This window comes from Pseudomonas monachiensis (assembly GCF_047345015.1).
In the GTDB taxonomy this organism is placed as follows: domain Bacteria; phylum Pseudomonadota; class Gammaproteobacteria; order Pseudomonadales; family Pseudomonadaceae; genus Aquipseudomonas; species Aquipseudomonas monachiensis.
Genome location: NZ_CP178857.1, coordinates 4,502,076 through 4,523,402, shown reverse-complemented (window position 1 = coordinate 4,523,402; position 21,327 = coordinate 4,502,076). Strand labels below are relative to the sequence as shown.

17 protein-coding genes are annotated in these 21,327 nt (G+C 51.4%); 16 read left to right on the top strand and 1 reads right to left on the bottom strand.

Features of this window, described 5'->3' with window-relative positions; all coding sequences use genetic code 11:
• Window positions 1-101 precede the first annotated feature (101 nt).
• The 16 genes from ihfB to ACMDB8_RS20090 all read left to right on the top strand — a co-directional run bounded on the left by ihfB (window position 102) and on the right by ACMDB8_RS20090 (window position 19,305).
• The gene (gene ihfB / locus ACMDB8_RS20165; RefSeq protein WP_056727160.1) at window positions 102-416 is read left to right on the top strand and encodes an integration host factor subunit beta; all 315 of its coding nucleotides are present in this window, start codon (window positions 102-104) and stop codon (window positions 414-416) included.
• A gap of 407 nt (window positions 417-823) precedes the next feature.
• Window positions 824-1,864, top strand: a complete 1,041-nt coding sequence (locus tag ACMDB8_RS20160) for an LPS O-antigen chain length determinant protein WzzB (protein ID WP_409078912.1) — start codon at window positions 824-826, stop codon at window positions 1,862-1,864.
• A gap of 489 nt (window positions 1,865-2,353) precedes the next feature.
• On the top strand, window positions 2,354-3,631 hold the full coding sequence (gene tviB / locus ACMDB8_RS20155) for a Vi polysaccharide biosynthesis UDP-N-acetylglucosamine C-6 dehydrogenase TviB (RefSeq protein WP_056727157.1): 1,278 nt from the start codon (window positions 2,354-2,356) through the stop codon (window positions 3,629-3,631).
• 61 nt (window positions 3,632-3,692) lie between these two features.
• Window positions 3,693-4,742 carry an NAD-dependent epimerase/dehydratase family protein gene (locus ACMDB8_RS20150; RefSeq protein ID WP_056727156.1) on the top strand — a complete coding sequence of 350 codons (1,050 nt, stop codon included), beginning with the start codon at window positions 3,693-3,695 and terminating at the stop codon, window positions 4,740-4,742.
• Between the two features lie 5 nt (window positions 4,743-4,747).
• Window positions 4,748-5,968: an oligosaccharide flippase family protein gene (locus tag ACMDB8_RS20145; protein ID WP_056727155.1), complete on the top strand. Its 1,221-nt coding sequence runs from the start codon at window positions 4,748-4,750 to the stop codon at window positions 5,966-5,968.
• Between the two features lie 517 nt (window positions 5,969-6,485).
• Window positions 6,486-7,295, top strand: a complete 810-nt coding sequence (locus ACMDB8_RS20140) for an oligosaccharide repeat unit polymerase (RefSeq protein WP_223541095.1) — start codon at window positions 6,486-6,488, stop codon at window positions 7,293-7,295.
• A gap of 34 nt (window positions 7,296-7,329) precedes the next feature.
• Window positions 7,330-9,255, top strand: coding sequence for an asparagine synthase (glutamine-hydrolyzing) (gene asnB / locus ACMDB8_RS20135; protein WP_223541094.1), 1,926 nt, complete (start codon window positions 7,330-7,332; stop codon window positions 9,253-9,255).
• Between the two features lie 24 nt (window positions 9,256-9,279).
• The gene (locus ACMDB8_RS20130) at window positions 9,280-10,419 is read left to right on the top strand and encodes a glycosyltransferase family 4 protein (protein ID WP_056727152.1); all 1,140 of its coding nucleotides are present in this window, start codon (window positions 9,280-9,282) and stop codon (window positions 10,417-10,419) included.
• A gap of 3 nt (window positions 10,420-10,422) precedes the next feature.
• Window positions 10,423-11,667 (top strand): glycosyltransferase family 4 protein, encoded by a 1,245-nt coding sequence (locus ACMDB8_RS20125; protein WP_056727151.1) that lies wholly within the window; start codon window positions 10,423-10,425, stop codon window positions 11,665-11,667.
• Window positions 11,664-12,521 carry a dTDP-4-dehydrorhamnose reductase family protein gene (locus ACMDB8_RS20120; RefSeq protein WP_056727150.1) on the top strand — a complete coding sequence of 286 codons (858 nt, stop codon included), beginning with the start codon at window positions 11,664-11,666 and terminating at the stop codon, window positions 12,519-12,521. Before ACMDB8_RS20125 ends, ACMDB8_RS20120 begins: the two co-directional genes overlap by 4 nt.
• Window positions 12,522-12,554: 33 nt before the next feature.
• The gene (locus ACMDB8_RS20115) at window positions 12,555-13,565 is read left to right on the top strand and encodes a polysaccharide biosynthesis protein (RefSeq protein ID WP_056727149.1); all 1,011 of its coding nucleotides are present in this window, start codon (window positions 12,555-12,557) and stop codon (window positions 13,563-13,565) included.
• On the top strand, window positions 13,558-14,685 hold the full coding sequence (gene wecB, locus ACMDB8_RS20110) for a non-hydrolyzing UDP-N-acetylglucosamine 2-epimerase (protein WP_056727148.1): 1,128 nt from the start codon (window positions 13,558-13,560) through the stop codon (window positions 14,683-14,685). The genes ACMDB8_RS20115 and wecB overlap by 8 nt, the downstream gene beginning before the upstream one ends.
• 20 nt (window positions 14,686-14,705) lie before the next feature.
• Window positions 14,706-15,680 (top strand): UDP-glucose 4-epimerase family protein, encoded by a 975-nt coding sequence (locus ACMDB8_RS20105; RefSeq protein ID WP_223541093.1) that lies wholly within the window; start codon window positions 14,706-14,708, stop codon window positions 15,678-15,680.
• A 52-nt stretch (window positions 15,681-15,732) separates the two neighbouring features.
• Window positions 15,733-16,758 (top strand): MraY family glycosyltransferase, encoded by a 1,026-nt coding sequence (locus ACMDB8_RS20100; RefSeq protein WP_223541092.1) that lies wholly within the window; start codon window positions 15,733-15,735, stop codon window positions 16,756-16,758.
• A gap of 103 nt (window positions 16,759-16,861) precedes the next feature.
• Window positions 16,862-18,856: a polysaccharide biosynthesis protein gene (locus tag ACMDB8_RS20095; RefSeq protein ID WP_223541091.1), complete on the top strand. Its 1,995-nt coding sequence runs from the start codon at window positions 16,862-16,864 to the stop codon at window positions 18,854-18,856.
• Between the two features lie 113 nt (window positions 18,857-18,969).
• On the top strand, window positions 18,970-19,305 hold the full coding sequence (locus ACMDB8_RS20090; RefSeq protein ID WP_223541090.1) for a ComEA family DNA-binding protein: 336 nt from the start codon (window positions 18,970-18,972) through the stop codon (window positions 19,303-19,305).
• A 99-nt stretch (window positions 19,306-19,404) separates the two neighbouring features.
• Here the strand turns inward: ACMDB8_RS20090 and ACMDB8_RS20085 are convergent, their stop codons facing one another.
• Window positions 19,405-21,171, bottom strand: coding sequence for a calcium-binding protein (locus tag ACMDB8_RS20085; protein ID WP_409078911.1), 1,767 nt, complete (start codon window positions 21,169-21,171; stop codon window positions 19,405-19,407).
• Window positions 21,172-21,327 lie beyond the last annotated feature (156 nt).

The window sequence follows — 21,327 nt, the reverse complement described above, 5'->3', positions numbered from 1 at the left end:
GGGGCTGGGATGGATGGCAAAACTCAGGCTGTTCAAAATCGCGCAGGCGTGCTAAAACCTTTGAAGCGCTGATCTAGCTGCTTGAAAAAGAAGGGAAAAATATGACGAAGTCGGAGTTGATCGAACGAATTGTCACCCATCAAGGGCTGCTCTCATCCAAGGATGTGGAGTTGGCCATCAAGACCATGCTTGAGCAAATGTCCCAATGTCTGGCTACCGGGGATCGGATCGAGATCCGGGGGTTTGGCAGCTTCTCTCTGCACTACCGTGCGCCGCGGGTAGGGCGCAATCCGAAAACCGGCCAGTCTGTAAGTCTCGACGGCAAGTTCGTTCCGCATTTCAAGCCGGGTAAAGAGCTGCGTGATCGTGTAAATGAGGATGAGGAGGGTGTAGGTGGCGATGAGTTGGCGAGATAAGAGTCGCATCAAGCGGTTCATGATTACCGGGCTTGTCTTGTTAACATCAGTTGCATGCCTGCTCTTCGTGCTGGAAAACCAGCAGCTTGTCGTCGTTTCCTTCCTCGGTTTTTCTTCACCTCAACTACAGATCTCGATGTTCGGAGTCGCGTCGTTCCTGGTGGGGATGATCTTTGGTGGTGGGGTTGTGGTGGCTCATTTTCTGGGGGGTAGGAGGCGTGGGCGATAGGCTGGGTATTGATTTGTTTTATATTTTTTAATGCGCTCGATCTAGTATGTAATACAGTATTTTGCGAGAGCAGATAAGGGGGGGGCTCCTTTGTCTGCTTGGTTTGCGTTGATGTTTCTCAAGTGGTCTAGCATGTGTAGTTAATGTAACCGCTTAAGTAAAAAAAGGTTAACAAAATATGCGTGTCGATTCAAAAATAAATAGTAACTCGGAATATTTTGATTTTCAGAAGTTTGTTCGTGCGATTTTTCGACAAAAACTTGTTGTTATTGGATTTACTATATTAGGTGCTGCTCTCGCAGCGAGCTATGCTTTCCTTGCTACACCTGTTTATGAGGCGAAGGCTTTTGTGATGCCGCCGTCTCAGAATGACATATCAAACTTTAACTATGGTCGAATGAAAGAGTCGGAGTTGGTTCCTTACACTGTTAAGGATGTCTATGATATCTACACGCGATATTTGCAAGCGGAGTCGCTCCGTCTAGAGTTTTTTAGCAAAATTTATGTGCCGAGTTTGTCCGCGCAGGAGCGGGAAAAGTCCCGGAATGTCCTGTATTCGACGTTCTCTCAGGTGCTGCGTGTGGTTCCGCCGCTTAGGGAGACCTCTGACAGGTATTCGGTTGTCGTGCAGACTAGTGATCCACAGAAGGCCAAAGAGTGGGTTGGGGCATATGTTGCACGGGCCGGTGAATTGGCGAAGAACGAAATGATCAAGAACGTTTCAATTGAGTCTGAGGTTCGGGCTCGTAATCTGGAGCAGCAGATAAGTTCTGCCAGGGGCAAAAGCAGCAAGGCCAGAGAGGATTCGATCGCTAGATTGAGTGAGGCGCTGCGGATCGCTGAGTCAATCGGTCTGGAGAAACCGCCTTCGATCACGGTGAGTCAATCTGTAATTGCGGGTGGAGAGGCAGGTCAGCTTACGTACATGCGTGGCTCGAAAGCGCTAAAGGCAGAAATTGAAAGTTTGCAGGCCCGCAAGTCCGATGACCCCTTTACGGAGCATTTGCGTGATCTTCAGGATCGATACTATTTCTTTAAGGAATTAAAAACAGAGCCGGCATCGGTATCTGTCTATCGGCAAGACGGGGCAGTGGAGTTGCCGGACAGCCCGGTGAAACCTAACAAAGTGCTGATCCTTATATTGGGTGTTATTGGGGGGCTTATCACAGGCGTTGCTTTTGTATTGCTTCGTGGACTCTTCGCGGTAAAATCTGATTAGCTGAATTTCAGTTCTTTGTCTGATTTTTATAAGTGACGTATCGCCCATGGAAGGGGCTTTTATCTGCGGGCTAAGCGTTGTGTCGATCCGGTTAGCCAGGTCAGAGCGGTTTCTTCTTGAGGTTGTGGCTGCGATCACCTTCCTGCTGTCAGTTCTGATAAGGTTTTTTCCTTGAAGAGGAAATCCATTTTGTCGGATTTTGCATGTTTTTTCAGGTGCGGGGTTGAGTAGTTGCCCGGTATCGTGATAGGCAGGCCTTGCTCGAAAAATAGCTGTTGCGTTGCGATGGCTTGTCTTGCTGCGGTGGCTCTCAATGCATGCGGAAGGGGGAGGGGGGCTCCTTCTTGGCTTTCTGAAAATTGTTATGGCTCCATTAGGCGCTTTCGGTATAATTTCTGGTTTACGCAGCCGTGATTTTCGTTTCTATGGCGCAAGATTTGGCGCGCTTTTTACGATCGACTTAATATTGATGAATGGCAAGGGAAAACAATGCTTAAACTCGAAGATGTAAAGTTGGCCATAGTGGGTCTCGGTTATGTGGGCTTGCCGCTGGCGGTTGAGTTTGGCAAAAAAATGCAAGTGGTCGGATTTGATATCAGTCAGCGTCGAATCGAAGCGCTAAAGGCCGGTCATGACGCTACTCTTGAAGTATCTGATTGTGAGTTGCGCTCTGCATCTGCTTTGAGTTTTAGCTCTGTGCTGGAAGAATTGTCTGCCTGCAATATATTTATTGTTACCGTTCCAACTCCGATTGATGAGCATAAGAGACCGGATCTGACTCCTTTGATTAAAGCCAGTGAGTCGATTGGTCGTGTTTTGAAAAAGGGCGATATCGTTATTTATGAGTCAACGGTCTATCCAGGTGCTACTGAGGAAGATTGTGTTCCTGTGCTGGAGAAAGTATCCGGACTGAAGTTCAATGTTGATTTTTATGCAGGCTATAGCCCTGAACGTATAAATCCTGGCGATAAAGAGCATCGTGTTACTACCATCAAGAAAGTAACTGCCGGGTCCACTCCAGAGGTTGCTGACCTGGTCGATGCTTTGTATAACACAATCATTATTGCCGGGACTCATAAGGCCAAGAGTATCAAGGTTGCCGAAGCGGCAAAGGTTATTGAGAACACGCAGCGCGACTTGAACATTGCCCTGATCAATGAGTTGGCACTTATTTTTAATAAAATGGGTATCGATACTGAGGCGGTTCTGGAAGCAGCGGGAACGAAGTGGAACTTCCTGCCTTTCCGTCCAGGGCTGGTCGGTGGTCACTGCATCGGTGTGGACCCCTATTATCTGACTCACAAAGCACAGTCCATTGGTTATCACCCCGAGATCATTTTAGCGGGACGTCGTTTGAATGACAGCATGGGTGCCTATGTGGTCTCTCAACTAGTCAAGGCGATGCTGAAGCGCAAAATCCATGTTGATGGTGCTCGCGTCCTGATCATGGGATTGACGTTCAAAGAAAACTGCCCGGACCTGCGTAACACCAAAATCATCGATATTGTGAATGAACTCGCTGAATTCAATATTGTTGTTGACGTTTATGATCCGTGGGTAGATGCGGCAGAGGCAATGCACGAGTATTCAATCACTCCTATCGGCCAGCCACAGGTTAATTCTTACGACGGTATCATTCTGGCTGTCGCGCATAATGAATTCTCTGCAATGGGGGCTGAACAGATTCGGAGCCTGGGTAAGGCAGAGCACGTTCTCTATGACCTTAAGTACCTGCTGGATGCCTCTCAATCAGATTTGCGTCTCTGAATCTCAGGGTCAGTAATGACCCTGATTCGTTACCGCCGGAAAAATTCAAGTCGAGAACTACATGACCCGTTTCGAAGAAGTTAAAGCTGAAATTCAACAATCCCCAAAGGTTTGGCTGGTGACGGGGGTAGCCGGATTTATTGGCTCCAATTTATTGGAGACACTGCTGCAATTAGATCAGCGGGTTGTGGGTCTCGATAACTTTGCAACAGGGCACCAGCGTAATCTCGATGAAGTGCAGTCGGTAGTGAGTCCTGAGCAATGGGCGCGGTTCGCACTGGTAAAAGGCGATATCAGAAACATTGACGATTGCAGGAATGCGATGATTTTTCCTGCGGCCACTGACATTCCGGTGGACTACGTTTTGCATCAGGCTGCATTAGGCTCTGTTCCTCGCTCTATCAATGACCCCATTACAACGAACAGCACCAATATCGACGGTTTTTTGAACATGTTGGTTGCGGCAAAGGACGCGAAAGTAAAAAGTTTTACTTATGCCGCGTCCAGTTCTACCTATGGGGATCATCCTGGGCTTCCCAAGGTTGAAGGTGTGATTGGCAAGCCGCTTTCCCCTTATGCGGTCACGAAGTATGTAAATGAGTTGTATGCTGAGGTTTTTTCCAGCACATACGGTTTCAATACCATTGGCCTTCGCTATTTTAACGTCTTTGGCAAGCGTCAGGATCCAAATGGCGCTTACGCCGCCGTGATTCCTAAGTGGACAGCCGCCATGATCAATAACGAAGAAGTTTTCGTTAATGGTGATGGTGAAACCAGTCGAGACTTTTGTTTTGTAGAGAACGCAGTTCAGGCCAATATACTGGCAGCCTGTGCCAGCCCGGAAGCAAAGAATAATGTCTACAACGTCGCCGTCGGTGACAGGACGACATTGAATCAGGTTTTTGCCTGTATCAAGGATGCTTTGGCTCGCGTTGATGTCAAGTCTACCTCGGATATGGTCTATCGGGACTTCCGTGCAGGTGACGTAAGGCACTCGCAGGCAAATATTGATAAGGCAAAGAACCTGTTGGGTTACAAGCCGCTTTTCAATGTTGGTGAAGGTATGTTGAAAGCAGCAAATTGGTACGTCTCGTTCTTTGCAAGAAGTTAAAATCAGTGATTAAAGAGATCTGCGCAATCACTGTTCTTGCAAACAAGCTTTGTATGTTTGTCTTGCTGTTTAGTTTGGCGCGAATTTTAGGCGTTGAACTGTATGGCGTATTCTCGTACCACTATGCGATCGTAACAGGTATCGCGACAGTGGTAGGGGAGTGCTTGAGTGTCGCGTTGAGTCGCTACGCGGTCTTGAATGCCGAAAAAGTAAATTACAAGACTTCCTTGGGGCTCATGTCATGGGGCGGCATCGTTGTAGGTGCCCTCTGTGTGATCGTGTTTATAGTTTTTCCGGCGCCTGCTTCCTCGTACGAAATGAGTTCTGGTTATTTACTGATCGGAGCATTCTTTCTAGGTTTCGCTTGTGTTTGCAATTTGACTATAACCGGTCTGATGTTCTCCCTTAATACCTCAGGGAAGTGGGCTGCCGCATTGGCGGTTCATGGGCTGCTTGGGTTGTTGCTGGTGGTTTCCATTGCGAAGATTGGAGGAGAAATAGAGGGTGTCATTCTAACCCTTGCAATTTGTACGTTAATCGCTCCTGCATTTGGTTTTTTTACCATAAAGAAAAGCAAGTTCAGTCATGAGGAGCGGGGACGAGAGTCTTCCTCCTTCCGACAAATGATGGCATTGCTTTCGCGTTCAGGGGCGCCGACTGTCGCCGGAAGCATGCTTCTCGGGGCTCCTGTCCATATTGTTTGCCTGATGATCTTTGCCAACTCAAGCTTGAATGTGTCTGAGGTTGGCTATTTCAATCTGTTTTTTCTTTTTTATATTTTGGTAACTGTGCTGCCAAGCTCACTTACATCCTATGCCATTGTAAAGTTGGCAGGGCGTGGAAATAGTGCCAGCAAATTGTACCTGATGCTCGGGCTATCAATATCAGTTTGTTTGCCTGTGTTTTTGGTTTTGACACAGAGTTATTGGTTGTGTTTGCTCGGTAGTGGCTTTTGTAGCAAAAATGATCTTCTGGCTTACGCAGTATTGGCGGGTGGCATAGGGCTTACGACTACAATCGTCACTCAAATATTGCATAGCAAAAACATGACCAGGGTTGTTTTTCTTGGAAGTTGTTTTTATGCGTTTGTTTATTTGTCAATGACGGTAGTCGCAGGTTTCAAGGGTGATATGTTGGCAATCGATCTTTTCAGGTCCTTTGTGTTGGCGCTAGTAACTCAACTTACCGTGCTGGCGGTCCTGGGTGGCCGTAAGTTGGTGCTATGATAAATGTTTTGGACGTTAGTTATATTTGTGTGGCGTCCATGACTGAAAGTAATATTGGGGCCAGTGTTGAGTCTGGTTTACGGTTCGGTTGCTTTGTTTTTGTTGGTCAAGGTTAATGGTTATATTATTGGTTTCGACGTGCTTACTTATTTTGCTCACGCAATGTGTTCTGTGCCTGATATCCAAAAAATACCTGGTCGCATTGTATTCCGTCTGTTATTCGGTACCTTTCCTTGGTCTTGTGAGTAGTCTGTGGGGTAACACCGTTACCCTTTGGCCCATTGGGGACTATGATTTTTATCTGGATGACTTGTTGGTATTCCGACTTTCGCTCGTCTGGTTCCTTGGTGTCGCTGGTGGAGTCATTGCCCTTCTAATGTCGTTTTTGGTGCCGCCCCGAAGTTTGCACCCGCACCGAGAAACTTTTTTTTCCCCGTTGGACTTTAAGTTGGCCGGTGGAATTTTCCTTGTATTGTCCACATTTTTCATTGTGTTCAGGCTTGTAAGGCCGGACGTGATGCTTGAAATGTTTGCGGGTGTCGAGTCAGTGGTGGTTTTTTCCATTATTGCGATCGTTGCTTTGGCATTGTCCTACCCATCCAGATTGATGTTTATGGTGTCTGTCACCTTGGTGATGTCCTATTGTGTTGCCAACGCAATGACCGGGGATCGGGACTTTGTTGTACTGGTTGTTGCTGCCATTATCGGGTTGATGTTTCGCTATAATCAATTTATCAAGTTAAAAACTCTATTTTTTGTTGCTGCGTTCATGACCCTTCTGCTCGTCAGTGGTGTTGTTGTTTCAATGAGCCGAATGGACGTGGACTTAACGGCGGACAACATTACGCAGTATTTTTTGTTCAATTCCTGGAATGCGATAATTTTACCGCTCGTTCAGCAGTTAACCAATTTCTGGGATGGGGAGCACCTACGTTACGGTCAGACCTACCTCGACATGTTTCTTTCGCTGGCGCCATCACCTATCTATTCGGCTTTGGGCATGGAGAAGCCCATTGTGGTGGATAATCCTGCCCTCTGGTATTACATTACCGGGCTCGGTGGCATTCACGTTGCCGGTGTTGCTTTTGAAAATTTCGGACTGTTTGGTGTCTTCATGAATGGATTCATCAGTGTCTGTTTCTTGCGGTTGATCGACTCGCGCTGCCGCGAGGACGATTTTTTGCGAATTTTCTTATATATGCTTTGTGCCGCGACAGTCATGCACTGGGTTTGGTATGGCGAAATATATTTGCTGAATTCATTGGTTTTTTATGTGATGGCATTAGGATTATTCCTCACTATGAAGCTCGTGCGGGTTTTGAAGTGAGCTTAAATACTTTTACTGGATTGAGAGAATAGGTATGTGCGGAATTGCGGGAGTTGTCGGGTGGAAGTTGAATCAGCAAAACGCCGTTGCCGTTGGCAAGATGGTGGATGCGCTGATGCATCGCGGTCCCGACGATGGAGCAGTTTGGTCAGATGCCGATAGTGGAGTTTCGCTGGGGCACCGACGGCTTTCGATCCTGGAGTTGTCGGTACATGGAAGTCAGCCGATGATTTCCGATGACGAGCGCTTTGTTATTGTTTTTAATGGTGAAATATATAACTTCAATGAACTGCGCGAAAAGCTGATTGAGTCCGGTTTGACGCGTGTTTGGCGTGGTCACTCTGATACAGAAGTGTTGTTGGCTGCAATCGGTGCGTGGGGTGTACAAAAAACCCTCGAGAACCTGGTGGGTATGTTTGCCTTTGCTGTCTGGGATAAGGTTTCCAAGACGGTTACTTTAGCCCGAGACAGAATGGGCGAGAAGCCACTTTATTACGGTGTAGTGGGCGACCGTTTTGTCTTTTCCTCTGAATTGAAGGCAATCAAGGCGGCATTTGGCAGCGATCTGAGAATTGATCGTCATGCGCTAGCGAAGTTCGTAAGGTATGGCTATGTTCCGGCTCCGGAATCTATCTACGAAGGCATTAAGAAGTTACCGCCCGCGCATTACTTGAGTGTTGGCTCATTTTCCAGCGTGGCAGAGCCCGTTTCCTACTGGTCGCTACCGGCGGCTGGCGAGCTAAGAGAAGAGCTGTCGCAGGCCAGCGATAAGGAAGTAGTAGACGTTGTCGGTGAAAGATTGTCTGCTGCTGTAAAATCGCAGATGATCGCCGATGTTCCACTTGGGGCATTTTTGTCGGGCGGTGTCGATTCAAGCTTGATCGTTTCGTTGATGCAGTCGCAAAGCTCTACCAGCATCAACACTTACACGATCGGCTTTAACGAACCTGAGTTTGATGAGGCACCTTACGCTAAAGCTATTGCCAAGCACCTGGGGACTAACCACACCGAATTTTATCTGGGCGCCGACGATGCTGTTTCTATAATTCCGCACTTACCGGAAATATACGACGAGCCTTTTGCTGACTCCTCTCAAATTCCGACAATCCTGGTCTCCAGGATGACAAAACAGCATGTATCCGTAGCCTTGTCCGGTGACGGCGGAGATGAGCTTTTTGCCGGATATCCCCGCTATCAGATCACAGCAGGACTTTGGGCGCGCATAGAAAAGCTGCCTTTGCCCGCACGCCAGATCATGGCCTATTCACTTCGCTCGCTTTCGTCCAAAGGCTGGGACAGCGTCTGTTCGGTTTTGCCTGGCAGCCTTCGGGCCAAGGTCAATGGTCGGCGTATTTACCGAATGTCCGAGTTGTTGGGTTCTGAAAATCTGGCGCAAATGTATACCGGTTTGATGTCGCAGTGGCAGGCGACCGACAATGTGGTCCTGGGTGTCGATGCGCAACATCAAGGCGTTGCTTCCTGGGAGTCGGCAGTTGATTACGTCGAGGAAATGCGACGCTGGGATGTCTCTCAGTATTTGCCTGATGACTTGCTGGTTAAAGTGGACCGTGGAGCGATGAGCGCAAGCCTGGAAACCCGCGCGCCACTGCTTGATCATCGAGTGGCGGAACTCGCGTTTTCCCTGTCGTCAGACCAGCTGATAAAGAATGGCGTGGGGAAATGGCCACTTCGCGAGCTTCTTAAGCGATACGTGCCGACTTCATTCTTCGATAGACCCAAGGCGGGCTTCTCTATCCCACTGGCGCAGTGGTTGCGTGGGCCTCTGAAAGAATGGGCGGAGGAGTTGTTAACGGAGGAGCGACTCAAGAGAGAGGGCTACTTCGATTGTCAGAAAATTCGCTCGGCATGGCTCCAGCATCAGAATGGAACATACGATCGGAGTCTTCATTTGTGGAATATTCTAATGTTCCAATCCTGGCTCGATAAAAATAGCCACTAATTTAGATTGAGCAAAAGGTTTTCCATGAAGATAGTTTTCAATGCGCTCTCTGCCCGTCTTGGTGGAGGTCAGACATATCTGATCAATCTTTTTCAGTTCGTACCTGACAATGCGGACCTTGAGATTCTGGTTTTCGCCCCAGCGTCACTCAAGCTGCCGGATCACCCGAGGATCAGAAGGGTCGAACCAGCGTGGCCCACTGAAAATCCAATTGTCAGAGCTGTGTGGGAGCGGTGGGTACTGCCCGGTATTTTGAAGGCCGAGAAGGCTGACGTGCTGTTTTGTCCCGGTGGCGTAGTGGGTACTTCTGTGCCGGCAGGTTGCAAGGTTGCGACCATGTTTCGGAATATGATTCCATTTGACTTGCGAGTACGCAAAAGCATTCCGCTTGGGTTGCAGCGCCTGAGAAACTGGTTGTTGAATCGTATTATGCTGAAGAGCATGCGCGATGCGGATTTGACGATATATATTTCCAATTACGCACGAAGTGTCATTGAATCACTGACCAGGATCAAGAATCCAGTTACGATTCCTCACGGAATTGGCTCGGTATTTCGGACTCACGGTGATGATGCCGTTCCTCGGCCGGATTTTTTGCCAGCGGGTGAATATGTTCTGTACGTGTCGAGATTTGATGTTTACAAACATCATTATGAGGTGGTTAGTGCTTATGCAAACTTGCCAGCTGAACTTCGTGAAAAGTTCCCCTTGGTTCTGGTTGGCGAAGTAAACCTGCCCGAAGCCGAGCGGGTAAAGTCTCTGATTGCAACGCTTGGCCTCGAAGCGCACGTGCTGTTGCTGGGAGCTATTCCCTATCAGAGTCTTCCTCCTCTTTATCATCACGCCTATCTGAATCTGTTTGCTTCATCGTGCGAGAACTGCCCTAATATTATGCTCGAAGCGCTTGCTTCTGGCCGGCCGATGATCTGCTCGAACGTAATGCCGATGCCGGAGTTCGGAGCGGATGCAGCTCTGTATTTTTCTCCGTTTGATCCAGAAGATATAGGCCGCGTATTGTCTGAGGCGTTAACGAGTCCTGATCTTTTGAAGAAACTGTCCGTTGCGGCAGTGACTCAGAGCGATAAGTTTGACTGGGAAAAAACCTCAAGAAAAACATGGTCAGAACTGTTGGCGCTGGCCGTGTGCCCGAAAAAAGGTGTTTGATAAATGAAGGTTCTTGTGGTGTCGCAATATTTTTGGCCAGAGTCTTTTATTGTCAATGATTTGGTCAAAACTTTATCTGCTCAAGGCCACGTCGTAAAGGTCCTTACCGGAAAGCCCAACTATCCGGATGGCGCCGTCTTTAATGGCTATAGTGCTTCCGGGGCACAAGAGGAAAAATTCGAGTCCTCCGTCAGTGTTTTCCGCGCACCACTTAGACCTCGTGGTGCTTCGGGTGCAAAAAACCTCGTGTTGAACTATTTGTCGTTTATCCTGAATGGCTTGATGTACTACCCCCGAGCAGTAAAAGGGGAGGCTTATGATGCGATTTTTGTATTCGCGCCATCTCCAATTACATCGGTAATCCCGGCGATTTACTTGAAGTGGAAACTCAAGAGTCATCTGGCTGTATGGGTTCAGGATCTCTGGCCGGAGAGCCTGAGTGCGACCGGGTTCATCAAGAACAAAGCAATATTGCGCGTTGTGGGCTGGCTGGTGAAAGGCATTTACGCTTTCGTCGATACGCTTCTTGTTCAGTCGAGGGCATTTCGAGAGCCGGTCTCCCGTTACGCCAGCCCTGGCAAGGTCGTGTATTACCCCAACTCATTTCAGGACGTACCGCCGAGTGTTGAAGAAGCCCGGATTCCCGCACCCTTGCTCGCGGAACTCGACAACCATTTCTGTCTGGTTTTTGCCGGAAACCTGGGGACCGCGCAGTCGGTCGAAACCCTCGTTGAGGTAGCTGACAGGCTTCGCCATCTGTCGGAACTCAGGATTGTTCTGGTCGGAAGCGGCAGTATGTCGGGCTGGATCGAAACCCAGAAGAAGTCCCGCGGTTTGGACAACCTGGTTCTCGCCGGACGCTTTGCGGCCACTGAAATGCCGCATTTTTTCAGTCGCGCCGAGGGATTATTGGTGACGTTGAAGCAGGATGAGGCGTTCTCCTATACCATCCCCAGTAAAGTTCAGGCGTACCTGGCAGCGGGGAGGCCGATTATCGCCGCGCTGGACGGCGAGGGCGCGCGCGTCATTCAAGAGGCGGGAGCCGGCCTGACTACCGCGGCGCAAGACGCCGAAGGTATGGCCAATTGCATCGAGCAACTTTTCCGCATGACTTCGGATGAGCGGGAATCGCTGGGGCAGGCAGGTCGGGCGTACTACCTCGAGCATTTCGAAATGGAGCGGCAAAGCCAGCGTCTGGTCGAAATTCTCAGTAGCAGGATCAATGAATTAAAAGGTAGCTCAAAATGAAAGTTCTCGTGTTAGGGGTCACCGGAATGCTGGGTAGCACAGTGTTCAGGCAATTCCATGGAAACCCGCACTACGAGGTGTGGGGCACTTTGCGCAATCCAGGTGGCGCAAAATACTTTTCTGAGGACATGCACAGTTCGTTGATCAGCAATGTCGATGTGCTTGACCAGGATTCGCTGGTTTCGGTGCTGGCACGGGTCAAGCCGGATGTCGTCATCAACTGCGTCGGGCTCATCAAGCAATTGGCCGATGCCAAGGATCCGCTTTCCGCACTCCCTATCAATGCCATGTTGCCGCATCGCATTGCCAAGTTGTGCGCGTTGGCCGGTTCCCGCCTGATTCATATCAGCACCGATTGCGTATTTTCTGGCCGCAAAGGCATGTACGCAGAGGAGGATATCTCCGATGCAGAGGATCTCTACGGTAAGTCCAAGTACATCGGTGAGCTGCACACGGATCTGAATGCCGTCACCCTGCGGACCTCGATCATTGGTCACGAACTGGGGAGCCAGTATTCACTGGTGGACTGGTTCCTGTCCCAGAGCGGGCCGGTCAAGGGGTATGAGAAGGCCATTTTCTCGGGACTTCCTACCGTAGAGCTGGCGCGTGTCATTCGCGACTACGTGATCCCGAACCCACAGCTTCATGGCCTTTACCATGTGTCGGTGGCGCCGATTGACAAGCTCTCTCTTCTGAAGCTGGTAGCGGAAGTTTACGAAAAGGAAATCGAGATCATCGCCGATAGTCAAGTTTCTATAGATCGCTCACTGGACTCCTCGAAGTTTCAGGCTGCAACCGGTTACGTTCCACCTTCATGGTTGGAATTGGTTAAATCGATGCGTGCGTTGCGTTGATCATTTAATTCAATCAGTTTTGGGAAGGTCGTTATGTTCGATAATAAAGTTTTGATGATCACGGGCGGTACCGGCTCGTTTGGCCATACGGTGTTGAAGCGTTTCCTGGATACCGACGTAAAAGAAATTCGCGTATTCAGCCGTGACGAGAAAAAGCAGGAAGATATGCGCATTGCCTTGTCGAACGACAAAGTGAAGTTCTATATCGGTGACGTACGTGATCGCGATAGCCTTGACCAGGCTATGGTGGGGGTGGACTACATTTTCCACGCCGCCGCGCTGAAGCAGGTGCCTTCCTGCGAGTTTTACCCAATGGAAGCGGTGCGTACCAACGTCATGGGTACCGAAAACGTTCTGAATGCGGCCATCGCTTCGGGTGTACAGCGCGTTGTTGTGCTCAGCACCGACAAGGCTGTTTATCCGATCAATGCGATGGGTATTTCCAAGGCCATGGCTGAGAAGCTGATGGTTGCCAAGTCGCGGATGATTCCCGCGACAGGTCCGGTGATCTGCGCAACCCGCTACGGTAACGTCATGGCATCCCGTGGTTCGGTGATCCCGCTGTTCATCAATCAGCTGCAGAGCGGCGAGCCGCTGACTGTCACCGACCCGAACATGACACGCTTCCTGATGTCGCTCGAGGATTCTGTCGATCTGGTTCTGCATGCGTTCGAGCACGCCGAGCAAGGTGATATTTTCGTCCAGAAAGCACCTGCCTCGACAGTGGCGGACCTGGCGCAAGCGCTCAAGGAACTGTTCGCCCGTGACAATGCCGTCAAGGTCATTGGTACTCGCCACGGCGAAAAACTCTACGAGTCGCTGATCTCTCGTGAAGAAATGGCCAAGGCCGAAGACATGGGACGCTACTACCGTATTCCTTCGGACAATCGCGACCTTAACTACAAGAAGTTTTTTGTTGAGGGCGAACAGGAGATTTCCGATCTCGACGACTACACCTCCCACAACACTGAGCGTCTTGATGTAGAGGGCGTGAAGAAAGTTCTGTTGAATCTGGAATACATTCAGGAGCAACTTGATGCTTAAGGTCATGACGCTGGTTGGTACGCGACCAGAACTTATCAAGATGAGCCGCGTTATTGCCGAGCTTGATAAGCAGGTTAATCATGTATTGGTTCACTCGGGCCAAAACTACGACTTCGAATTGAATCAGGTTTTTTTCGATGATCTCGAAATTCGTAAACCTGATTACTTTCTGGGTGCCGCCGGTGATACCGCAGCCAAGACCATTGCCGAAGTGATTTCGAAGGCGGATGAAGTATTCGAGGCTGAAAAGCCTGATGCGCTTCTGCTCTATGGCGATACCAATACCTGCCTGGCCGTCATTGCTGCCAAGCGTCGGAAGATTCCGGTGTTCCACATGGAGGCCGGTAACCGCTGCTTTGACCAGCGCGTCCCTGAAGAACTGAATCGCAAGGTGCTCGATCACCTCAGCGATATCAACATGGTCCTCACCGAGCATGCCCGGCGTTACCTGATCGCGGAAGGGATTCGTCCTGAAACCATCATCAAGACCGGGTCGCACATGGAGGAGGTGCTCGACTATTACATGCCGAAAATCCTCACCTCCGACGTGCTGGCACGAGAAGGCCTGGAGCAGGACAAGTTCTTCATCATCAGCGCCCACCGTGAAGAAAACGTCGATACGCCGGAGAATCTTCGCGACTTGCTCAAAACGCTGCGAGCCCTGGCGGACAAGTATCAGTACCCCATCATCGTTTCCACGCATCCTCGTACCCGCAAGCGTCTGGAAGCGATCGGGGAATCGCTGGACCACCCTCTGATTCGCTTCTCGAAGCCATTCGGCCTGCTCGACTACATCAAGTTGCAGATGTCGGCGTTCTGCGTACTGTCCGACAGCGGCACCATCACCGAGGAAGCCTCTCTTCTGAATTTGCCTGCCATTACCATTCGTAATGCGCACGAGCGTCCGGAGGGGATGGACGAAGGCACTCTCATCATGAGTGGCCTGAAAGTCGAGGGCGTTCTCGATGCCGTACGTGTGGTAACCAGCCAGCATGATCGTACCCAGCGTGTTATCCCGGTTGTGAGGGATTACCAGGCAGGGCCTGTGTCGAAGCAGGTAGTTCGGGTCGTGTTGAGTTACACCGACTACATCAATCGTACTGTCTGGTCGAAATCCTGAGCGTCGTCGAGGTTTGAAAAATGCGTGTTTTATTGACAGGTGCTACGGGTTTCGTTGGTCGTGCGGTATTGGGTCGTTTAGCGGCCTCTGACGACCTGGAACCGGTGGCAGCCATTCGTGGGCACGCCCTGCCTGACTGTCCTTCGCGCGTTACTACCGTTCGAACCGCCGGGCTCAGTGCTGATACCGACTGGTCGCAGGCGCTGGATCAAGTGGAGGTTGTCATTCATGGCGCGGCTCGCGTTCACGTCATGAATGACACCGAATCCGATCCGCTGGAGGCGTTTCGCAAGGTGAATGTCGAAGGCACGCTAAGCCTAGCAAGGCAAGCCGCCGCGCTGGGTATTCGTCGCTTCGTGTTCATCAGTTCGATCAAGGTCAATGGCGAAGGTACGCCGATCAATCAGCCGTACTTCGCCGACGCGACACCCGCGCCTGGCGATCCGTATGGCATTTCGAAAATGGAGGCCGAGCAGGGGCTGCGAGAGATTGCTGGCGTCAGCGGGATGGAAGTGGTCATCATCCGTCCGGTGCTCGTTTACGGCCCGGGTGTGAGAGCCAACTTTCTGAATATGATGCGTTGGCTGGACAAGGGCATTCCCTTGCCGTTCGGGGCTATCCATAATCGGCGCAGCCTGGTCGCGCTCGAAAACCTGTCCGATCTGATCGTCACCTGTATCCGTCATCCAGCCGCCGCCAATCAGACCTTCCTCGTCAGCGATGGTGAGGATTTGTCCACGACACAGTTGCTGACGCGGATGGCGCAGGCATTGGGTAAACCTGCACTCTTGTTGCCTGTGCCGAGCATATTGCTTGAGCGGGGGGCGCAACTTCTGGGCAAACAGGCTTTGTCGCAACGACTGTGCGGATCGTTGCAGGTCGATATCAGCAAAACTCGAGAATTGCTGGGTTGGGCTCCTCCGGTCAGCGTCGATGAGGCGCTTGCGTCGACTGCCAATCACTACAAGGAAAGCCAGCGCCAAGCTGGCTTATGACAGTGCCGGTTCAATTGCAGAATTGATTTTGGCTGTTTCAGGAAGTTGACCTTTGAACACAATATGGTTGTTGGCGTTGGTGGTGGGTGTTTCATTCTTGGGCACAGGTGCATTGCGCAAATACGCATTGGCACGCAGCTTGATAGATATTCCTAATGCGCGTAGTTCACATTCGGTTCCGACCCCCAGGGGTGGTGGTGTGGCTATCGTCCTGAGTTTTCTGATTGCGCTGCCTGTCCTGGCCTGGACAGATGCGCTCGCCTGGCCGATGGCGCTGGCTCTGCTGGGGGCTGGCGGCTGGATCGCAATCGTTGGTTTTCTCGACGACCATGGGCATATCGCCGCGCGTTGGCGCCTGCTTGCGCATTTCGGTGGTGCCATCTGGGCATTGTTCTGGATTGGGGGGATGGCTCCGATCAATATGTTCGGTTTCGAGTTCAGTCTCGGCTGGTTCGGTTATGTCATCGCCGCGTTCTATCTGGTCTGGATGCTCAACCTCTACAACTTCATGGATGGCATTGATGGTCTGGCCAGCGTCGAGGCGATTTGCGCCTGTGTCGGTGCTTGCCTGGTCTACTGGGTCGCAGGCCACACCAGCCTCGCCATTGCGCCGCTTGTACTGGCGATGGCCGTATCGGGTTTCCTTGCCTGGAATTTCCCGCCCGCGAAGATCTTCATGGGCGATGCAGGCAGTGGTTTTCTGGGGATCGTGTTGGCGGTGATGTCGCTTCATGCGGCATGGACGAATCCATTGTTTCTCTGGGCCTGGCTCATTTTGTTGGGCGTCTTTATTGTTGATGCGACCTTTACCCTCATTCGTCGGCTGTTGCGCGGGGATAAGGTTTATGAGGCCCATCGCAGCCATGGATACCAGTATGCTTCACGAAAATATGGCAGCCATCGGGCGGTCACGCTGGCAATCGCTGCAATCAATTTGTTGTGGTTAGTACCAGTGGCTATATTGGTCGTCCTGCAATATCTCGATGGCGTGGCGGGGTTGGTCCTGGCCTACGTGCCTCTGGTGTTGCTGGCTTTCAGGTTTCACGCAGGCGAGTTGGAAATCGCTGGCAAGGCGTGATGGGCGCATTGGTTTTTGAGTATTGCTTTATCGGCAAGTGAGTTACCGAAAGCTGTAGTTGCTGTATCAATGCTAGGAGCTTCGAGAGGTGTTTAGAGGGGTTATGGATAAGATTCGGGCAAGGTTGTTAAGTCTGCCAAGACGACATAAACGTATTCTGCAGGTTCTGACGGATATTTTGTTGGTCTGGTTTGCCCTGTGGATGGCGTTTGTCGTGCGTCTTGGGCTGGACGAGTTGATCAACCCGTTCACTCAGCACGTCTGGCTTTTTGTCAGTACACCTGTCATTGCCATTCCTCTTTTCGTCCGCTTTGGCATGTACCGTGCTGTCATGCGTTACTTTGGAAATGACGCGCTGATTGCCATTATCAAGGCAGTGACACTGTCATCCTTGATACTTGGCGTTGTAGTGTACTGGTACAGCAATCATCAAAACGTCGTTCCTCGTTCGATCATTTTCAACTATTGGTGGTTGAGCCTGATCATGGTCGGCGGATTACGCTTGGCCATGCGCCAGTATTTCATGGGCGACTGGTTCAGCGCAGCTCAGCATGTCCCGTTCACCAGCAGGGATGATGGTCTGCCGAAAGTGGCCATCTACGGCGCGGGAGCCGCGGGTAATCAACTGGTTGCTGCATTGCGGATGGGGCGCGTCATGCGGCCTGTTGCTTTTATCGATGACGATAGCGGTATCGCCGACAGGGTGATCTCCGGGTTGCAGGTGTACACGCCCAAGCACATCCAGCAGATGATCGACAACACGGGCGCTCAGGAAATTCTCCTCGCCATTCCATCGTCCAACCGTGGGCGCCGTCGCGAGATTCTCGGGTTTCTCGAAGGCTTTCCGTTACACGTTCGAAGCGTCCCGGGTTTCATGGACCTGGCAAGCGGCCGGGTCAAGGTCGATGATATCCAGGAAGTGGACATCGCAGACCTGCTCGGGCGTGACGCAGTCCCGGCCCAGGCTGATTTGCTCGAACATTGCATCACAGGGCAGTCCGTGCTGGTCACGGGCGCCGGGGGCTCCATTGGCTCCGAGCTTTGCCGGCAGATTCTGACGCTGCGTCCGACAACGCTTCTACTGTTCGAACACAGTGAGTTCAATCTTTATTCCATCTTGTCCGAACTGGAGCAGCGGATCGCTCGAGAGTCGCTGTCCATCCGTCTTTTACCGATTCTCGGGTCGGTTCGTAACCCGGACAAGTTACTGGATGTCATGAAAACCTGGCGAGTAGACACGGTATATCACGCCGCGGCCTACAAGCATGTACCCATGGTCGAACACAACATTGCCGAAGGCGTGCTCAATAATGTGATAGGCACGCTCAATACGGCCCAGGCCGCGCTCCAGGCAGGGGTGGCCAACTTTGTACTGATTTCCACCGACAAGGCTGTGCGACCAACCAATGTCATGGGTAGCACCAAGCGCCTTGCCGAGTTGACGTTGCAAGCGCTGAGTCGTGAGTTGGCCCCGGTGTTGTTCGGTGATACGGGTAATGTTTCCCGTGTGAACAAAACGCGCTTCACGATGGTACGGTTTGGTAACGTCCTGGGATCGTCGGGTTCGGTCATTCCGTTGTTTCACAAGCAGATCAAGTCGGGCGGCCCGCTGACGGTCACACATCCGAAGATCACGCGATACTTCATGACCATTCCTGAAGCGGCACAGCTGGTGATTCAGGCTGGCTCCATGGGGCAGGGTGGTGATGTCTTTGTCCTGGACATGGGCGAGCCGGTGAGGATCGTCGAACTGGCCGAGAAGATGATCCATTTGTCCGGCCTGAGCGTGCGCTCGGAAAAAAACCTGCATGGCGACATCGCTATCGAGTTCACCGGGCTGCGTCCGGGCGAGAAGCTTTACGAAGAGCTGCTGATCGGTGACAACGTGGCGGCCACCCAGCACCCGATGATCATGACGGCCAACGAGGACCACCTGTCCTGGGATTTGCTGAAGGGCAAGTTGACCGAGTTGCTCGCCGCCGTGGACCAGGACGACTACACGCGCGTCCGCCAACTGTTGCGTGACACTGTCAGCGGCTACACCCCGGACGGTGAGATCGTCGACTGGATCTACCAGCAGCGCCGCCTGGAACCCTGATTGTTTCATATCCAGTAACGTACACATTTTTGACAGTTCAATAGCATCGCCTAAGTTTGGAGAGCAGCCTCGGAAAAAGCTGCTTTCCCAAACGATGGCATGGAGCTTCACTAATGCGTACAAGCAGTTTCTACTCTCTGGTATTCGCCCTTCTCACCAGCGTCTCTGTTACGGCAAGCGCCGCGCCTGTCAAGGCACCTGAGGTGACGAGTGCGCCTCTGGTGCAGGATGTGGCCGCCAAGGCACCATCCGGCAAAGTCGATCTCAATAGTGCTGATGTACCTACGCTGCAACGAGAGCTGGCTGGGGTGGGCGAGGCCAAGGCGAAAGCGATTGTTGCTTATCGTGAAAGTAATGGTGCGTTTGCGTCAGTTGACGAGTTGCTGGAGGTGAAGGGGATCGGCAAAGCGCTTCTGGATAGAAATCGCGACAGGGTCGAGGTGAACTAGCGGGTTGATCAAGCAAAAAAAGGCCGATCATTGATCGGCCTTTTTCTGTAGCGGGATTCATGCCCGGCGGTACAACCCGTTGTTGTCGGTTATCCGCATTCAGGCAAAGAACAGGTCGGTATTGTTCAGCAAGGTGGTCTGGCCAAGTAGCGTGATGTTGCCACCGTGAGCGCCATCACCCGCGGTGTCGAAGGTCACAACCAGCCCGTTGTCTTGCAGCGTTTGCGTCACTGTCTTGGTGGTCGTCCAGCCATAGATATACAGGGTGTCTTCACCTTGTTTGAAGTCCTGGATGGTGTCCGCGCCTGAGCCTGCGTTGAATACGAAAACATCTCGCCCTTTTCCGCCAATCAAGAGGTCGTTGCCGGTGCCACCGACGATGAAGTCGCTGCCGTTTCCTCCAGCCAACACGTCGTTACCATCTTGGCCGTATAGCGAGCAATTTGCATCCGAGTGAGACTGGATGATGTCATTGCCACTGTTTACTCCGCTGGTGCTGCCAGCCAGTTCTGCGCCCTGTGTGCCGACGTAGAGGATTTTGTCTGCTGCATTGCCACCGTAGATTTTATCGGCGTAGCCGGAACCAGGATTGCCAGCGACAGCCGTTGTGTTGAAGCCTTTGAGCGGGTCAGCGTTGAAAACAAACGTAGTGTCGTTGGTGGTGAGCAGCGTCGTACGGCCTTCGATCAGCATCCCGCCATCAAAACGTGCATCGCCATCGGTGTCATAGCGAAGATAGACGCCGTCCGAGGTCAGCTTCTGGTCAATCCTGAAATTGAACTCTTTTTCCGAAATTTGCGTACGGCCGGTGCCGCCGGTGCCGCTGACGCCGAGGAAAACCAGTCGATCGGCACCTACACCGAAGCTGTCGATGGTGTCGTTGAAGCCATCGCCCTTCGAAAACGCGTACTGGTCTGCACCGTAACCACCAGACATGTAATCATCACCAGTGCCGCCGACCAGAAGATCTGCCAATTGCCCGCCAATCAGAACGTCATTGCCCTCATTACCGTAAAGTTGACCGCCGGAAAAGCGTAGCGCGAGCGTGTCATTGCCCGCTCCACCGATGAGCGTAGCGAACACCGGGCTGAGTGAACTGCCATCATATGAAATGAAGTCAGCACTCGAGGTGCCGGTGACTGTGGCTCTCCCGTTGTTGGTGACGGCGTTGCTATCTGTAAGATGCGTGGCGGTCAGATCGCCAACACCGCTTGCTACCGTATAGTCAAAGACGCCGCTCAGAGAGTTGGCAATGCTGGCAAGCAAGGTATCACTCAGACTGTCGTTACTGGTATAGAGCTTATGCTCCGTTGTGATTATTTGCGCAGCATATAGATTAGCCAGGCGCAAGGCTTCTGCACCTGTCTCCGACCATCCGGATTCAGTTGCATTATTAGGGATGAAGTATTCAACGTCGTCTGCATTCATCATGTCCTTGACACCGACACGCTCGCCCGTGCGAACGTCGGTGTAATAGACGTTATAGTCCGCGTCCTGGATTTCCCACTTGTTGGTTGTGGTATTAAAAATTTCAAGGTACGTATGCCCCTGAAAGTACCCTTGGGTGTCTGAGTACGTCCAGATGGTGCGTTTTTGCAGGCCAAGTTCCGCGCACAGGCCGCTGAATACGTTAACCATATTGCCGCACAGAAGTTCTGCGCGTTCGGCAGTCGGATCGCCTGTGACGGTTTTGTAAATTTGCTCGGCGGTATAGAAAGGGTCATTGCCGTGGGCAACCCACCAGGCTCCATCCGAGTGAGTTGTATTGGTGGCCAATAGTTCGCGGGCGACGTCTTGCAGCAATGCGCCGGTTGCCGCAGCTTCTTCCCGGACGATATCGGCGAGTAAAGAAAAATAATTGATCAAAAGTGACTCCATGTTGATTGGGTGGCCGCTCCCGATATCCGAATCGTTCTGCAAACGGCGTTACTGGCCAAAATTTCACATATGTTACAGTTCTTTGGCCAGTATGTTAAAGAAGCATTATCAACTATAGCGCAATTATAAATCTCCAGAGATCAA

Coding starts and splice junctions, on each gene's coding strand:
- wecB (WP_056727148.1), top strand. CDS start 13,558: ATGCTTAAGGTCATGACGCTGGTTGGTACGCGACCAGAACTTATCAAG.
- ACMDB8_RS20115 (WP_056727149.1), top strand. CDS start 12,555: ATGTTCGATAATAAAGTTTTGATGATCACGGGCGGTACCGGCTCGTTT.
- ACMDB8_RS20105 (WP_223541093.1), top strand. CDS start 14,706: ATGCGTGTTTTATTGACAGGTGCTACGGGTTTCGTTGGTCGTGCGGTA.
- ACMDB8_RS20160 (WP_409078912.1), top strand. CDS start 824: ATGCGTGTCGATTCAAAAATAAATAGTAACTCGGAATATTTTGATTTT.
- ihfB (WP_056727160.1), top strand. CDS start 102: ATGACGAAGTCGGAGTTGATCGAACGAATTGTCACCCATCAAGGGCTG.
- tviB (WP_056727157.1), top strand. CDS start 2,354: ATGCTTAAACTCGAAGATGTAAAGTTGGCCATAGTGGGTCTCGGTTAT.
- ACMDB8_RS20140 (WP_223541095.1), top strand. CDS start 6,486: ATGCTTGAAATGTTTGCGGGTGTCGAGTCAGTGGTGGTTTTTTCCATT.
- ACMDB8_RS20130 (WP_056727152.1), top strand. CDS start 9,280: ATGAAGATAGTTTTCAATGCGCTCTCTGCCCGTCTTGGTGGAGGTCAG.
- ACMDB8_RS20150 (WP_056727156.1), top strand. CDS start 3,693: ATGACCCGTTTCGAAGAAGTTAAAGCTGAAATTCAACAATCCCCAAAG.
- ACMDB8_RS20090 (WP_223541090.1), top strand. CDS start 18,970: ATGCGTACAAGCAGTTTCTACTCTCTGGTATTCGCCCTTCTCACCAGC.
- ACMDB8_RS20125 (WP_056727151.1), top strand. CDS start 10,423: ATGAAGGTTCTTGTGGTGTCGCAATATTTTTGGCCAGAGTCTTTTATT.
- ACMDB8_RS20095 (WP_223541091.1), top strand. CDS start 16,862: ATGGATAAGATTCGGGCAAGGTTGTTAAGTCTGCCAAGACGACATAAA.
- asnB (WP_223541094.1), top strand. CDS start 7,330: ATGTGCGGAATTGCGGGAGTTGTCGGGTGGAAGTTGAATCAGCAAAAC.
- ACMDB8_RS20120 (WP_056727150.1), top strand. CDS start 11,664: ATGAAAGTTCTCGTGTTAGGGGTCACCGGAATGCTGGGTAGCACAGTG.